Origin of the sequence: Acinetobacter seifertii (assembly GCF_000368065.1) — a bacterium.
In the GTDB taxonomy this organism is placed as follows: domain Bacteria; phylum Pseudomonadota; class Gammaproteobacteria; order Pseudomonadales; family Moraxellaceae; genus Acinetobacter; species Acinetobacter seifertii.
Genome location: NZ_KB851200.1, coordinates 106,719 through 121,792 on the forward strand (window position 1 = coordinate 106,719; position 15,074 = coordinate 121,792).

Sequence of the window (15,074 nt, forward strand, 5' to 3'; positions counted from 1 at the left end):
GTGAATGGGAGTTAAGAATGGACCAAGTTAATTTTTTTAAATGCTTATCAGATGAAACTCGACTAAATATCGTGACTTTAGTCGCTGAGAATAAAGAATTATGTGTTTGTGATTTGACTGAAAAGTTGCAACTGAGTCAGCCAAAGATTTCTAGGCATTTAGCGTTATTGCGTTCTTCTGGTCTCTTACAGGACAGGAGACAAAGCCAATGGGTGTATTACAGCATTAATCCGCAATTACCAATGTGGTGCCATGACGTTCTGAATCTTTTGGTAAGCAGTCAAACCATAGTAAATAAAGATTCCCAAAATATCCAAATAAATAGCTATTGTGAGTAATAGAATATGAAATTTCTTTTTTTGTGTACTGGAAATAGTTGCCGTAGCATCCTCTCAGAAGTCCTTTTTAACAGTCGTGCGCCTGAAGGATGGAAAGCATACAGTGCAGGTAGTAAGCCATCAGGGCAAGTACATCCATTGACTATAGAAACTTTAGAAAATCTTGGTCTCTCAACAGATGGTTTGTGGAGTAAAACCATTGATGACTGCGAACAATATCAACCTGACGTCGTGATTACTGTTTGCGATTCAGCAGCTCAAGAAGCGTGTCCACTTTATTTAGGTGGAGCGATTAAGGCACATTGGGGCTTGGCTGATCCTTCACATTTAGATTTGCCGAAAGAAGAAAAATTAAAAGCATTCCAAGTTACTGTTGATCATATCAACCGCCGCTTAGACGCTTTATTGGCACTAGATACAACTCATATGTCTCGCCCAGATTTGATTGCAGCAATCAATCAAATTTCGCATATTGAATGAGAACATCATGGCTCAACAAAGATTATCTTTTCTAGATCGTAACCTCACTCTATGGATTTTTATCGCCATGGCATTGGGGATTGCGATAGGTGTGTTCTTTCCGCAAGCTTCCGTTACTTTAGACAAAATGAGTGTGGATTCCGTCAATATTCCAATTGCGATTGGTTTGATTCTGATGATGTATCCACCTTTAGCCAAAGTGGACTATGCTACTTTGCCACAAGTGTTTAAAGACAAGAAAACCTTAACTTTGTCTTTGGTGCAGAACTGGGTGATTGCGCCTGTATTAATGTTTGCATTAGCAATTATTTTTTTACATAGCTATCCAGAGTACATGACAGGCTTGATCCTGATCGGTTTGGCTCGCTGTATTGCAATGGTCTTGGTGTGGAATGGTTTAGCCTGTGGTGATAACCAATATGTAGCAGCGTTGGTGGCATTCAATAGTATTTTCCAGATTCTGTTTTTTAGTACCTATGCTTGGCTGTTCCTCACATTCTTGCCACCCTATTTCGGTATTGCAGGGCAAGTGATCAATGTTGATTTCTGGACGATTACCCATGCGGTGTTGGTTTACTTGGGGATTCCATTTCTTCTTGGTTTCTTGACTCGTTTGGTTTTGGTCAAAGCCAAAGGCTTAGATTGGTATCAAAATGTCTTTTTACCCAAGATCAGCCCACTCAGTTTATTGGCACTTCTTTTTACCATCGTGGCAATGTTTAGCCTAAAAGGTGGTGATGTAGTGAGCTTACCATTGGATGTTCTGCGTATCGCAATCCCACTCACGATTTATTTTATTGTGATGTTTTTCATCAGCTTCTTTATGAGTAAATGGATGGGCAATGACTATCCTAAAACCACAGCAATTTCTTTCACGGCTGCTGGTAATAACTTTGAGTTGGCTTTGGCTGTAGCGATTGCAACCTTTGGTTTGGCTTCACCTGTGGCATTTACCACCGTGATTGGTCCTTTAGTTGAAGTACCTGTATTGATCGCTTTAGTGAGTGTGTCTCTATGGCTCAGAAAAAAGTATTTTAAATCGGTGTAATTGTAATGAATCTTCCTAATGTTGATATGGAGCTACTTGAACAGCCAACTTTGGAAAAAGTTCAAGCTAAATCGTTAGATCATGCGCCACGTATTTTGTTGTTATATGGTTCTAACCGTGAGCGTTCGTATAGTCGTTTAGCCGTGATGGAAGCAGGTCGAATCTTGGAACAGTTTGGTGCTGAGGTTAAAATTTTTCATCCGAAAGGGCTACCTTTGCCAGAAGATGCGGATATGGAACACCCAAAAGCAAAAGAACTACATGAGCTTTTGGCATGGTCAGAGGGCATGGTGTGGTGTTCGCCTGAACGTCACGGTTCAATGAGTTCGATCTTTAAGTCACAGATAGATTGGATTCCATTGGCAGGTGGTGCGATTCGTGCCACTCAAGGAAAAACACTGGCACTAATGCAAGTCAGTGGTGGTTCGCAATCTTTCAATAGTGTCAATCAAATGCGTATTTTAGGGCGTTGGATGCGGATGATCACGATTCCGAATCAGTCTTCAATTCCAAAAGCATTTTTAGAGTTTGAAGAAGATGGGCGAATGAAAGCATCATCGTATTACGACCGTATCGTGGATGTGATGGAAGAGCTGTATAAATTCACCTTGCTGACACGGGGGCAAAGTCAGTATTTAACTGATCGTTATTCTGAGCGTAAAGAATCTGCTGAAGAATTATCAAAACGTGTTAATCAGCGAAGTTTGTAGAATGCTGGAGAAAATTAAATGCAAAATCAACATTCTCGTTTAATTATTTTAGGTTCGGGACCTGCGGGTTATAGTGCAGCCGTATATGCAGCTCGTGCCAACCTCAAACCAACATTGATTGCTGGACTACAATTAGGCGGGCAATTAACAACAACGACTGAAGTTGATAATTGGGTTGGCGATGCTGAGGGCTTAACTGGTCCTGTACTCATGGAGCGTATGCAGGCGCATGCAGAACGCTTTGGTACAGAAATGGTCTATGATCACATCAATGAGGTGGATCTCAAAACTCGCCCATTCGTACTCAAAGGTGACATGGGTGAATATACTTGTGATGCACTGATTATTGCAACAGGTGCAACGGCTCAATATCTAGGTCTTGAGTCAGAGGCAGCTTTCATGGGGCAGGGTGTGAGTGCCTGTGCAACCTGTGATGGTTTCTTCTATAAAAACCAAAATGTCATGGTGGTTGGTGGTGGTAACACTGCGGTTGAGGAAGCTTTATATCTGTCAAATATCGCTGCACATGTGACACTGGTACACCGTCGTGACAGTCTGCGTTCTGAAAAGATTTTGCAAGACCATCTTTTTGCCAAAGAAAAAGAGGGCAAAATCAGCATTATTTGGAACCATCAAGTTGATGAGGTTTTAGGTGACAACACAGGTGTAACGGCGGTACGTATTAAATCCACTCAAGATGCAAGTATCCAAGATGTTCAAGTGCAAGGCTTGTTTGTTGCGATTGGACATAAACCCAATACAGGAATGTTTGAAAGTCAATTGAACCTACGTGATGGCTATATCCAAGTCCAAAGTGGAACTACGGGTAATGCAACAGCTACATCTATCGAGGGTGTATTTGCTGCGGGTGATGTGGCAGACAGTATTTATCGTCAAGCGATTACCTCGGCTGGTTCGGGTTGTATGGCAGCATTGGATGCTGAAAAGTATTTAGACAATCAAGAATAATCAATACATTCACTGAAATAAATCAAGCTAACTCCACCTCTCATGGGTGGAGTTAGATTTTCTATATTGTTTTTTTATTTAGCTACTTATAGTGTTACGCCAGCGTTTCTCTATTTCGGATTCGCTTACTTAAAGCGAGTGTGGGATAAGTAAGCAGATCCTTTTTAGTAATTGGTATGCTCATTACAAATTCTTTTGGGAACATCAAATTAGTTGGATGGATGAGCAATTAAAATTCAGATTTATAAGAGATAAAATTCCTTTATCTCTTATTTTTATATTAAGTGTTTTTGTAATTGGGATTGTACTTTTTTGAGCTGTACCACATGGCTTCAGGCTATTTGTGCATGATATATGTTGCCCAATCAGCCATTAAGCCTTTACGTTTTTCTAAATAGCCTCCACGTAAATAAGAAGCTTCAACCTTATCTGGAAGTTTGTGTGCGAGAACATGTTCACACACTTCTCTACGGTAATCTGTTTTGTCTGCCGACCAATCACGGAAAGTAGACCGAAAGCCATGCGTTGTAATGACTCGGTTTTGTTTGGGATCAATATAGCCTAAGCCATTTTCTTTAAGCTTTTGCTCATGCAGTCGTTTGATTAGGGTCGTCAAAGACATATCAGAAAGCATCTCACCACTCCGTGGCGCAGGGAAGATGAAATCTTGAATTAGAGTATGATTTTGAATTGATTCAAGCAAACTTATCGCTTCTTTCGACAAAGGCACATGATGTTCCTTTTCTGCTTTCATACGTTCTTTAGGAATAATCCAGACTTTATTCTTAAAATCAATTTCCTGCCATTTCGCCCCAAAAATCTCACCAGAGCGACAGGCGGTTAAAATTGCAAATTCCAGAGCTTTTGGTGAAATTCCTTTTTTCTGTCTTAAGTGTTGGATAAACTCAGCAACCTGTTCATAGGGCAGGGATGGGTGAGGGCGTGATTCCTGCTTTAAATTACCTAATATAGGTTCAAGATTGCCTTTCCATTCGGCAGGGTTGTCACCCTCAAAATATCCCATTGCTTTGGCATAATCAAAAATGGTTTCTATACGACCACGGATACGTTTGGCTGTTTCGTTTTTCTCAACCCAAATAGGTCTTAAAACTTCAGCAATATCGGCTTTGGTAATGTTACTAATAGTAAGATTGCCCAAAGTTGGGTAAATATAAGTTTCTAGTGTTGATGACCATTGTCCAATATGTTTTTCATTTTTGAGTTCACGGGTTTTATTGGCAATAACAACTTTTGCACATTCCATGAATGTTTTGTTCCGTAGTTGCTGAACATGAAGCTTTGCAAGCTGTTCCTGTTGATGGACAATTGGATCAATACCACTTCGTATTTGTAATTTTAATTCAGTGGCTTTAGCACGAGCTTCAGCTAAAGAAACTTCAGGGTATGGACCAATACCAATATCACGTCGATGAGGTTTTAATTTTCCATCTTTATCCAGATGTTTTCCCACCACCGCACGTAAAATCCAGACACGGGAAGTTCCTTCGACGTTTAAACAAAGACCATCAACACCACCTACGTGATATCGACCAGTCTCTTTAATTTTTGCTACACTAAGCGCAGATAGCTCTTTAGCTTTCTTTGGCATGTTATTGTCTACCCCTCAAATTACCCCTCATAAAATACTGGAAATAGTCGGATTAGACAAGACTGAGTTGGATGGGTGTAATTGTAATTAATTGAAAAATATTAATTTATAATATTGGATTGGACTTCTTAGGATTGGTGTTAGACGGACACCGCTTCCGCCAAAATTCTTAAAAAGCCCTTGTTAATGACAAGGGTTTTTTTTTGCTTATAAATTATTAAAAAAACTATATTGCTTGATTTCACAAATCTCTAAGTATGGTCTCTCCCGTTCGTGGGTTTGTCAAAGTCACATTTTCAAGCGCCTGAATGGACAAAGAATTATTTTCCTTAATAAGTACAGTAAGAATGAGAGTGTCAATTTGATGAGGACCTTGAGGATGAGCTATACCTGCACTTAAGCGACTCCAAAAATGAGAAATACAAATATTGTCACTTAGGGTAGTGATGTCTATGAGTTCATTCTCTAGTTTTGAATCGCTATAGATTGTTTCATGAATAGGTTGGTGAAGTGCAATAATTTCCTTAGTACCTTTAACGTAATGACCGAAACGATTAACGAAAGTCGCATCTTGATGAAAAAGAGCAGCAAAGGCCTTCATATCATGATTATTCCATGCGATTTGAAGTGCTAAAGGAATATCTTCTGGGTTTGTTATTTTTTGATTCATATCATTCCCACTATTTAAGTTTTAAGTCCATTTTGAATATATTATAAATGAAGGGGCTTCGACATGCTTAAACGGAACAGCTAGTCACAGCTGCGCATGCAAGTACTTATTCCTATAAACACACCATACTTTTAGCGCAAAAACATTTTAGGGATGATCAGTATTAAACAACTATAAGTTTGAGCTAATCGATGGATAAGTTTTTAGAAAAATACAGATAAAAATATAAGATAAATAGAAATGACTCATAATGACTTTAATATACTGTTAATAATCAAACATCGGTTAAAAATTTAAATAGAATCTTCGATTTTTTGAGGCTTTTTTAATGTTTAGAACGAATCAATTAAGTTTAAAATATGGAGAATTTGTATACCGGATAGCATTTATTAGTTTTATTAAAATTAGAGTTATATAAATTTTGTGAATTATAGGTTTTTACTTCGCTAGTTTTGTACGTTTTTCATCCTAATGATGATGGCGAGATTCAAACATTGCAGCTAAAAGCTTAATTTTTTTAGAAAATATGAGCCTAAACAATAGGAATTTATATATTATTAAATAGACTTCAAAACTAAAACTTTAATCTTGATTTAAGTTCAATTATTTAATTTATGACATATCTTGATTTCTTTAATGGGTCAGAAAAACAAACATGACTTCATTTGAGCCAAATCAGAAAATTAAAGAGAGTATAAAAATGAACCAGTTTGTAACAAACACGAATAATATTATTCGTGGAAAGTATCATCCGGAATTTTTGCAGCATGAAGTCTTGGCCGATATTTTTGTCCATACTGCACAAACTCTTCCTGATAAAACGGCTTTAATTGAAGCAGATAAAACGTTGAGTTATGGTGAGTTATATCAGCAAGCCTTAATTATGGCTCAGCATTTGACGATAAGGGGGGTAAAACCTGGTCATATTGTTGGCTTATGGTTGCCTCGTGGTATCGAGCTTTTAAAAGCTCAATTGGCGATTTGTTTAAGTGGCGCAGCTTGGCTTCCTTTTGATATGGATACGCCAGCGGACCGTATCGCGGTGTGTCTTGAAGATGCTGATGCTGTAGGGATGATTACTACAGATGAATGGCATGCGCATTTAGATGAAGTACCACAAACAAAGTGGACCAATACTGAACTGCAAAAGCCACTTAGTGAAAATATTCCTTTAGCTAAAACCACCCCAGAACAACCTGCATATATTATTTATACATCGGGTTCGACAGGTAAGCCGAAAGGGATTGTGATTACCCAAAGAAATATTTGTCACTTTTTACGTAGTGAAAATAATGTTTTGGGTATTCAAGAGCAAGACAAAGTCTATCAAGGCTTTTCTGTTGCTTTTGACATGTCGTTTGAAGAAATTTGGCTTTCTTACTTGGTTGGGGCAACCTTGTGGATTGCACCTAAGTCGCTTGTGAGTGACCCTGAACGTTTATGCCAAACATTAAAGCAAGAACAAATTACAGTATTGCATGCTGTACCGACATTACTTGCTTTATTCCCAGAAGATGTACCTAACTTAAGAATTATTAACTTAGGTGGGGAAATGTGCCCGGATTCACTGGTTGACCGTTGGGCATTACCTCATCACAAAATGTTTAACACTTATGGTCCAACTGAGACTACGGTTACTGCAAGCCTTGAGGCGTTAGAGCGTGGCAAACTCGTCACGATTGGTAAGCCTTTACCAAACTATGGCATGTTGGTCATTAACGCTGAAAGAGAATTACTGCCGCAAGGTGAAACAGGTGAGCTCTGTATTTTTGGCCCAAGTGTGGCGGAAGGATACTTAGGTCGCCCTGACTTAACCGCTGATAAGTTTATTCAAAACACGTGGGCAGACGGTCCAGATGAACAATCGCTCTATCGCACCGGCGATTTGGCTAAAATTGATGAGTTTGGTCAAGTACACTGCTTGGGACGTGCGGACGATCAGGTCAAAATCCGTGGTTTCCGTGTTGAACTTGGTGAGATCGAAGCTGCGCTTTGCGATATTGAAGGTATTGGTACTGCAGCAGTTATTCTTCGTCCAGAAGACGGTATTGATCAGCTTATTGCGTTTATTGCACCAGAAATTGATGCAAAAAAAGCAATCGAAATTAAAGAACTCCGTCATAATCTAAGCCAACGTTTACCACCTTATATGGTGCCAAACCGTTTTGAGATTATTGAAGAAGTTCCGCGTCTATTGTCAGGAAAAATTGACCGTAAAGCTTTAAAAGCACGACCACTCACCAGTGTGATTGACCGTAGTGAATCGGACCAACCACAAAACCCAGCAGAAGAAATTTTATTTGGTATTTTGAATCGCTTGTTCCCAAACATGCCGATTAAACTCGATTCAGATTTCTTTGATGACTTAGGTGGTCATTCACTTTTAGCGGCTGTTTTAATTTCGAACTTACGTGAACATCCAGAATATAGCCACTTAACTATTCAAAACTTATATCAAGCGAGACGAGTTGGGGCCATTGCTGCGCTTATGTTAGAGCAACCAACGCCTACTGTATTTGATAGCCAAATTGGGCAAGATAACCCGCGTAACCAGACTTATAAGTGGTTATGTGGTATTGCACAGCTAATTACTATTCCGGTTTTAATTTCGGTAAAGACGTCTATATGGATACAGCAGATATTACAGAGTTTGACTGTGTAAGCATCGGTGACCGTGCTGAGTTTAATAGCTTCTCAGGCCCACAAACTCACTTGTTTGAAGACCGTATTATGAAAATCGGACAAGTGAATATTGGTAATGATGTTGTGGTAAATACACGTAGTATTATTTTGTATAACGCCAACGTGAGCAACCATGCCGTGTTAGGTCCATTAACATTGGTCATGAAAGGTGAAAATATTCCGGCTAAATCTGCTTGGATTGGTTCACCGGCTGTGCCTTGGGTTCATAAATAATTCAGTGTTGAGTTAAAAAAGCCTCTGTAGAACAGGGGCTTTTTTTATATTGCTCAAAAACTAGATTGTACATAATTTATGGGACAAGGAGATTTAACAAAAAATCGGGGTTATTATACGGGTATTGGTGGTTTATGCCCTTTGATTTTCAAAGGGTTAAAATATGGTGATGGTAATTTATATAGTAAAGAATTTCCAAATGCGAAGTTAACAGGTGAGCCAGTGCCTGCCTATAAACCTTTTTTGACTCAAAGAAATAATAATAGATATGCTGCGCTTTCACGGTTAGACAATAGAACAGGGCGAGGAGGAATAGGATTTACACCTACTGCTGATATTTAGGATAGGTTTCTTTTGATATCTTTATTAAACATGGTTGTACAAATGCCTGCGCTGTAGATGGTAGCGATTCAGTGTTTTTATGGTATGACGGAGGATTTAAGTTTATGTCAGCAGAAAATAAAGATGAAACACAAACTTTTGGTATTGGAATAAGAGCAGAAACCTAATGTTAAAAAAAGCTTTATTTAGCCTAATCATTTCAGTTGTAGTATTGCTCTCAATTTCATTTGTAGATTTGTATTGCACGCATACATCTTTTAAATTATTTAAAGTTTGGTTAGTAGAATTTAACGGAATTAATAATTATTCAATTTTTATTAATAATTTTATAATTAATTTTTTAATTGTTTTCTTAATTATTTCTCTAATTGTATATCTTATAAAAATTAAGAATAGTTTTATTTATATAGCCTTGGTTCTGCTATGCATTTCACTTGGGAGCTTCTTTATGAAAACATCTATAAATTTAACTATAGATACTAGAAAAGAGGTTCCATCGGGTAATTTGGTTAATAAAAGTTTAGCTTTTTTATTGATGCATAAAAAAGTTGAGTGTGAAGACTAAACTATTGTTAATTTTAAAAATTATGGCTGATTTTAAAGCTAATGTATGAGTTTGTAAAAGCACACGTATGCATCCAAATTAAACAGTTTTTCTTAGATAGCCTATGTTATTTATCATAAGGCTAGGTCTCTGGAATAGAGCTTAGCTTTATTTTATTTGAAAGGTATAATAATTGAGTCACCGTATAAATTTATTAAATACATATTAAATTAAATAGAGTATTGGTAGGTGTATTTTATAGGTGATATATCTCCTTTTTTTCTTTCATATTCTTTTGGAATTTTTTTACCAATATATAGTTTTTTGATATCTTCTGGAGCTTCATCTGCTACAAAACCAAATTTATGGGAATCTGTATCATGAAATATATGTTCTGGAAAATTCTTTGGTATGGCTTCTAACCAATTAGCATTGATATAAGCACCGCGTATGATTCCATGGGCAACAGCAAGAATAACTTCAGCTTTTTCAGCTCTATTTTTATTAACTTTCCAAGCAAATCTAACAGCATTATATATTGAACTATTCTTGATTCCTTATCAGAAAAATACTCATATTATTTTATTGTTCAATTGCATGTATAGCACCTAAAGCAGCTACTTTTTTTCCCGCCTTTACTTTTGATATATCGCAATTTTGCCAAAGCTCGGGAAGGCAGTTTTCTTTAGCAGCTTCTAAAGCGGCCTCTAAATAACCGGGTAATTCTATTGTTCCTCCTCCTATTACTAATTGCGATGGGTTTAAAAGATTAATAACAGTTGCTATTCCAAGACCTAAAGATGTGCCTGCCTCTTTTATAACAGTTAAAGTAGATTGATCTCCATTGTTAGCCATTAATGCTAAATTAGATGGGCTTAGTGCGCATAGTTTGCTAATTGCAGCTCCACTGGCAAGTTCATCTAGACGCTTAATTCCTTCATTACTTTGTACTGGTAAGTAACCTAGTTCACCAGCCCAACCACTAGCTCCCATTAAGGGTTTTCCATTTGTTATGAATGCAGCCCCAATACCTGTACCAATCATAATAATACCGCTTGCAGCATGAGATGAAAAATCATTGAGTTCAGCATACATAGCAGCTTTTACATCATTTAAGATCATTGTTTTACTACATAATAATTTTAATGCGTCATTTCCTTGCCAGCCTATGAATGCTGGAAGAACATCACAATTAACAACGTATCCCGATTCGTTAACTAGACCCGGCACTGCTAGGCTTATGCTTTCGGGTTTAATTCCATGTTTTAAAATAAAAGATTGCAGATGTGATATTAATTCTTCTGGAGTGAATGAAATCCCTGTACTAAATATTTCTTCAATTTCATTACATAATATCAATAACTTAGTGCCTCCAAGATCTACACCAATTTTCTGAGTTTTCATCAAAAACCTTATCTCAAAATTATTTTATAAATTTTAACGTGTCTATATGATCAAGATTTTATAATTATCAGTATTTGTGTAATAAATTTTAAAATTGATTCCAAATGGAGATCAATTATTTGCAATATATTTCAATCTTATATATAACGGATAGCCCTAATTTTCTGTTTACTTGCTCCATTCATAACCCACTTTGACCAGTAACTACCTGATTATTTATCCTTACTTTTTCATGATCTAGTCTAAAACAAATGTATCTTGCGTGTTGTACTAAAAAGGGAGCTACTCTCAATTTTATTTGTAGAATTTAATAGATTTAATAATTATATAACTTTCAATGTTTTAAATTAATATAAAGCCTCTATAAATAGAGGCTTTATATTAGGTGTTGTAAGCGAACTTATTTATTCAGTTGCCGTAAAAGCATCATGATAAGTAACTTCTCCAAAAGGAATATGATTGCTGAAACTTATAGCTTGAAAGTATTCATTTGGTACATCAGGTAAATTTAAATATGGGTAAGATTTAAAACCAAATCGACTGTAATAATTTGGATCACCTAATAGAACGCAACCTTTTCCGCCCAAATCTTTTAACTTTTGCAGAGCTGCATTCATTAAAAGAGAACCAATGCCAATTCCTTGTTTATTTGGACATACAGAAATAGGGCCTAGGCCATACCAGCCAGTTTCACCCGACGTGATTGTAACTGGTGAAATAGCAACGTGACCTACAATTAAACCATCTTCTGTAGCAACCAAAGAGATCGTGAGTTGTTTATGTTTCCGAAGGCTGTTCACAATAAATTGTTCAGTATGGCTAGAATGCTCTTCATTCAAGAACGCGGCTTTGGTTAACTCTTCGATATTTTTAATATCTTCGGGTTGTTCATCTCGAATTATAATATTCATATTTTTCTTTCTCTTAATAAATAGCAACTTATATTAACGATTGTCTAGTTGAGGGCGGACCGTCTGAAGCCCTAACAATGTAATTTGATAAGGTTGGCTATTTTTAGACTTGATTAAACGTTTTGCTTTTAGCTTTTTAAATACATCTAAGGAACAATCAGATAGCACAAAACCTTCTCGTGTATAGCATTCAACGAAATAAACTGTGCCTGATGCGTCACGTTGGTATTTAATATGTCCACCTTTGGCAAGGACATGGAGAGTTCGTTGTTCGAACTTTGAAAGATTCATGTTGAAGCCTTGATAATAATCAAACGTGCAAATAGAGGTGATCAGAAATATGACCACAGAAAAATTGCGACATTGATAATCAACTCAATAATAAAAATTGAGAGTGATTATCAGATGATTACTATCTCCAACATATAAACCTCTTTTAGAAGGGGGATACTTTTATTCAAAGGATATATTAACTGTATATATCACTTAATCACAAATGTTTTTTATATTCATTATGAGGTTAATGGACTTCATTTAAATATGAAATCTCATATCTATCTTTTCATTCTATAAAATGAATATATACAAATCCTGATTTTCCGATATGCATACCTACGATTAATTGCTTTTGTTCTGCTACTTATAGTTTGGCTTTGTTTTATTTGTAAGATATGACACTTGAATTAACTCGTAACTATTAATTGACAAACACCTCCAAATATAGTTGTATTGTACAACTATATTTGGAGGTGTTCGTATGATCGATAGTAAATTAATTGAGGAAATTCGTAGATCTTCACGAACTATGGTTCGGGAACTTGGATTTATGAAGGCTACTCTTGCTGCTACAGACTATTCACCTTCCGCAGTTCATACATTGTTAGAGATTGAAAATTATGGCGCTATAACTGCTATCCAGTTGGCACAAATCTTAGGTTTAGAAAAATCCAGCGTAAGTCGTATGCTAGGTAAACTAATTGAAGCGGATGAAATCAAAGAAGTACAAGCAATAAATGATGGAAGATCTAAATCGCTTCAACTCACTGACAAAGGACGTAATACGGTTAAAAAAATAAATGAATATGGTGAAATGAGGGTAATTCAGGCTATAGGAAATTTAAAACTAACTCAACAGAAACAAATTGCTCAAGGTCTTACATCTTACGCAGAAGCTTTAGTTGCTTGCAGATCTCATCCAATTGTTGAGGTAAATAAAAAAATTGAAATAGTTTCTGGATACCGTGCTGGAATGATTGGTCGTATCACCGAAATGCATGGAACCTATTATGCAAAAAGCTATGGATTTGGACATTTTTTTGAAGCTAGAGTTGCATCTGGGCTTGCTGAGTTTTCGGAACGACTACTTGATCAAAATAATAACATTTGGCTTGCTATACATAATGATCAGATTATTGGATCTGTAGCTATAGATGGTCAAGATTTAGGAAATAATGAAGCTCATTTACGTTGGTTTATTCTTGAGAATGGATATCAAGGTAGTGGTATTGGAAAAAGATTATTAGCAGAAGCTATAGGTTTTTGCGATCAGAAAGGATTCTCTGCTGTGCAATTATGGACATTTAGCGGTCTTGATGCAGCTCGTAAACTTTATGAGTCGTTTGGATTTAAACTGACGAAAGAATGGGAAGGAAACCAATGGGGGAAAACCATGCTTGAGCAGCAATTTACCAGATAGATTATTTGTTGATACTTTAGTTATTTTATAGAAAAAGTTTAGCTTCCATATATAAGCGGCATTGTCCTGAAATCTCGATTCTATTATTTTCGAGCATTCTACAGTGCAATATTCCTCCACGCTTCGATGCCTGATAAGCAATAATATCGTTCTTATTAATTTCATCTTTCCATAATGGAATAAGTGATGTGTGTAAGGAGCCTGTCACGGGATCTTCATCAATTCCCATTGATGGTGTGAAATAGCGGGAGATAATATCGATGTTTTTATATTCAGGATGTAATAAATCATTCTTTGCGGTAATTGCCACTCGTCTTCCACCAAGCTGTTTGATTTTTTCAAAATCTGGCTGTTCTTGTAAAATAGCCTCTGCCGATTCATAAACAACAATGTAGGCTTGAGGATTGATATAAACTTCCTCAACTTTATGCTGCAATGCTTCCTCCAATTCTTGTGGAATATTATGAATTTTTTCAGGAATCTGGACAGGAAAATTCATTGCAATAAAGCCATTTTCTTGCTTCTGAATATAAAATTCACCCATTTGTTTGACTTGAAATGTAATAGATTTGATTTGAGGGTTTTCTTGAAAAATTATAAAACTAGTTGCCAAAGTTCCATATCCACAAAATTGAACTTCTTTTATTGGTGAAAACCATCTAATTTCGTAGACTTGCTCATCAATTTTACGAGCAAAACTTGTTTCAGATAAATTATTCTCAATGGCAATATTTTGCATTATTTCTACATCTAACCATTGTTTAGTAATTATGACTGCGGCTGGGTTTCCTGCAAATAATTGATCAGTAAAAGCATCTACCTGATACATTTTCATTATAATTTCCTATTCATGGTATTCTGATAAAAATCAGTATTTCTATATTTAATTTTTTGAAAGCTTATACAAGTTTTCAATCATATCTTGAATTTTGTCCTGATTTTTGACAAAAGAATTATCTTTAATATATTTTTTTACCTCTTGAAGAGTATCTTTTCCATATTCAAACAACTTAATTTGCTGACTAATCAACTCTATTTTTTTATCAATCAATTGATTGGAGATAATATTGCACTCTTCAGAAGGAGGTTTTGTTCCAAGTTCAATGAGTTGTTTGATCTCTTCTAGAGTAAATCCAATATTTTTCAAACATATAATTAATTTAATTTTTTGTTCATGTATTTCTTGATAGCTTCTGTAGCTATTTGTTAATCGTTCGGGAACTAATACTCCACATTTTTCATAAAAACGTAAAGTATCTAATGATAGTCCGTATTTTTTTGAAATTTGACTAATATTCACTCAGTGGTCCTTACTTTTTAACTAGGATATTTTACAGGTATTATTATTTAAGTTCTGACTTTCAATATGTTTTTTGAAGGATCTATTCATTTTATCAAAATTTAACTTTGTAGGTTGAATAACAAAGTAATTTAATA

At 36.0% G+C, this 15,074-nt stretch carries 15 protein-coding genes and 2 pseudogenes; 10 read left to right on the forward strand and 7 right to left on the reverse strand.

From position 1 onward, the window contains the following. Positions 1–17: 17 nt before the first annotated feature. The 6 genes from F985_RS07825 to F985_RS26300 all read left to right on the forward strand — a co-directional run bounded on the left by F985_RS07825 (position 18) and on the right by F985_RS26300 (position 3,861). Entirely contained in the window at positions 18–338 is a 321-nt protein-coding gene (locus F985_RS07825) for a metalloregulator ArsR/SmtB family transcription factor (protein WP_004699734.1), read from the forward strand. A 6-nt stretch (positions 339–344) separates the two neighbouring features. After that, entirely contained in the window at positions 345–818 is a 474-nt protein-coding gene (locus F985_RS07830; RefSeq protein ID WP_004699737.1) for an arsenate reductase ArsC, read from the forward strand. Positions 819–825: 7 nt separating this feature from the next. Beyond that, on the forward strand, positions 826–1,866 hold the full coding sequence (arsB, locus tag F985_RS07835; protein ID WP_004699740.1) for an ACR3 family arsenite efflux transporter: 1,041 nt from the start codon (positions 826–828) through the stop codon (positions 1,864–1,866). A 5-nt stretch (positions 1,867–1,871) separates the two neighbouring features. Beyond that, the gene (gene arsH, locus F985_RS07840) at positions 1,872–2,576 is read left to right on the forward strand and encodes an arsenical resistance protein ArsH (RefSeq protein ID WP_004699742.1); all 705 of its coding nucleotides are present in this window, start codon (positions 1,872–1,874) and stop codon (positions 2,574–2,576) included. Between the two features lie 18 nt (positions 2,577–2,594). Next, on the forward strand, positions 2,595–3,545 hold the full coding sequence (gene trxB, locus F985_RS07845) for a thioredoxin-disulfide reductase (protein WP_004699744.1): 951 nt from the start codon (positions 2,595–2,597) through the stop codon (positions 3,543–3,545). Between the two features lie 157 nt (positions 3,546–3,702). Continuing rightward, positions 3,703–3,861: a hypothetical protein gene (locus F985_RS26300; protein WP_324097330.1), complete on the forward strand. Its 159-nt coding sequence runs from the start codon at positions 3,703–3,705 to the stop codon at positions 3,859–3,861. A gap of 21 nt (positions 3,862–3,882) precedes the next feature. Here F985_RS26300 and F985_RS07850 read toward each other — a convergent pair whose 3' ends face one another. After that, positions 3,883–5,154: a tyrosine-type recombinase/integrase gene (locus tag F985_RS07850; protein WP_004699746.1), complete on the reverse strand. Its 1,272-nt coding sequence runs from the start codon at positions 5,152–5,154 to the stop codon at positions 3,883–3,885. Positions 5,155–5,395: 241 nt separating this feature from the next. Continuing rightward, positions 5,396–5,869, reverse strand: a pseudogene (locus F985_RS07855) (SgcJ/EcaC family oxidoreductase). 655 nt (positions 5,870–6,524) lie between these two features. Here F985_RS07855 and posA point away from each other — a divergent pair. From posA to F985_RS26075, 3 genes and pseudogenes are all read left to right on the forward strand, one after another. Then, a pseudogene (posA, locus tag F985_RS07860) lies at positions 6,525–8,456 on the forward strand (delta-poly-L-ornithine synthetase PosA); the annotation flags it as partial. Continuing rightward, on the forward strand, positions 8,450–8,740 hold the full coding sequence (locus F985_RS26305; protein ID WP_004699752.1) for a hypothetical protein: 291 nt from the start codon (positions 8,450–8,452) through the stop codon (positions 8,738–8,740). The pseudogene posA and the gene F985_RS26305, both read left to right, overlap by 7 nt. Before the next feature lie 78 nt (positions 8,741–8,818). Further along, positions 8,819–9,082 (forward strand): hypothetical protein, encoded by a 264-nt coding sequence (locus F985_RS26075; RefSeq protein ID WP_004699755.1) that lies wholly within the window; start codon positions 8,819–8,821, stop codon positions 9,080–9,082. Between the two features lie 1,126 nt (positions 9,083–10,208). On the opposite strand, the gene F985_RS07870 is transcribed toward F985_RS26075, so the two are convergent. From F985_RS07870 to F985_RS07880, 3 genes are all read right to left on the reverse strand, one after another. Beyond that, a complete protein-coding gene (locus F985_RS07870) occupies positions 10,209–11,030 on the reverse strand; it encodes an ROK family protein (protein ID WP_004699760.1) in 822 nt (273 codons plus the stop codon). 404 nt (positions 11,031–11,434) lie between these two features. Further along, positions 11,435–11,941, reverse strand: coding sequence for a GNAT family N-acetyltransferase (locus tag F985_RS07875; RefSeq protein WP_004699762.1), 507 nt, complete (start codon positions 11,939–11,941; stop codon positions 11,435–11,437). Positions 11,942–11,974: 33 nt separating this feature from the next. Then, entirely contained in the window at positions 11,975–12,232 is a 258-nt protein-coding gene (locus F985_RS07880; RefSeq protein ID WP_001054060.1) for a YjhX family toxin, read from the reverse strand. A gap of 466 nt (positions 12,233–12,698) precedes the next feature. Here F985_RS07880 and F985_RS07885 point away from each other — a divergent pair, with 466 nt between their 5' ends. Beyond that, positions 12,699–13,637, forward strand: a complete 939-nt coding sequence (locus tag F985_RS07885; RefSeq protein ID WP_004699765.1) for a bifunctional helix-turn-helix transcriptional regulator/GNAT family N-acetyltransferase — start codon at positions 12,699–12,701, stop codon at positions 13,635–13,637. Positions 13,638–13,662: 25 nt separating this feature from the next. Here F985_RS07885 and F985_RS07890 read toward each other — a convergent pair whose 3' ends face one another. Both F985_RS07890 and F985_RS07895 read right to left on the reverse strand, forming a co-directional pair. After that, complete coding sequence (locus F985_RS07890; RefSeq protein ID WP_004699767.1) at positions 13,663–14,472, reverse strand: PhzF family phenazine biosynthesis protein; 810 nt, start codon at positions 14,470–14,472, stop codon at positions 13,663–13,665. A gap of 48 nt (positions 14,473–14,520) precedes the next feature. Further along, positions 14,521–14,937, reverse strand: coding sequence for a MerR family transcriptional regulator (locus F985_RS07895; RefSeq protein ID WP_004699768.1), 417 nt, complete (start codon positions 14,935–14,937; stop codon positions 14,521–14,523). Between the last annotated feature and the right edge of the window lie 137 nt (positions 14,938–15,074).

Bases quoted from the DNA above. Each gene is read 5' to 3' on its own strand.
- F985_RS07825 (WP_004699734.1), top strand. From the start codon at position 18: ATGGACCAAGTTAATTTTTTTAAATGCTTATCAGATGAAACTCGACTA.
- F985_RS07830 (WP_004699737.1), top strand. From the start codon at position 345: ATGAAATTTCTTTTTTTGTGTACTGGAAATAGTTGCCGTAGCATCCTC.
- arsB (WP_004699740.1), top strand. From the start codon at position 826: ATGGCTCAACAAAGATTATCTTTTCTAGATCGTAACCTCACTCTATGG.
- arsH (WP_004699742.1), top strand. From the start codon at position 1,872: ATGAATCTTCCTAATGTTGATATGGAGCTACTTGAACAGCCAACTTTG.
- trxB (WP_004699744.1), top strand. From the start codon at position 2,595: ATGCAAAATCAACATTCTCGTTTAATTATTTTAGGTTCGGGACCTGCG.
- F985_RS07850 (WP_004699746.1), bottom strand. From the start codon at position 5,154: ATGCCAAAGAAAGCTAAAGAGCTATCTGCGCTTAGTGTAGCAAAAATT.
- F985_RS26305 (WP_004699752.1), top strand. From the start codon at position 8,450: ATGGATACAGCAGATATTACAGAGTTTGACTGTGTAAGCATCGGTGAC.
- F985_RS26075 (WP_004699755.1), top strand. From the start codon at position 8,819: ATGGGACAAGGAGATTTAACAAAAAATCGGGGTTATTATACGGGTATT.
- F985_RS07870 (WP_004699760.1), bottom strand. From the start codon at position 11,030: ATGAAAACTCAGAAAATTGGTGTAGATCTTGGAGGCACTAAGTTATTG.
- F985_RS07875 (WP_004699762.1), bottom strand. From the start codon at position 11,941: ATGAATATTATAATTCGAGATGAACAACCCGAAGATATTAAAAATATC.
- F985_RS07880 (WP_001054060.1), bottom strand. From the start codon at position 12,232: ATGAATCTTTCAAAGTTCGAACAACGAACTCTCCATGTCCTTGCCAAA.
- F985_RS07885 (WP_004699765.1), top strand. From the start codon at position 12,699: ATGATCGATAGTAAATTAATTGAGGAAATTCGTAGATCTTCACGAACT.
- F985_RS07890 (WP_004699767.1), bottom strand. From the start codon at position 14,472: ATGAAAATGTATCAGGTAGATGCTTTTACTGATCAATTATTTGCAGGA.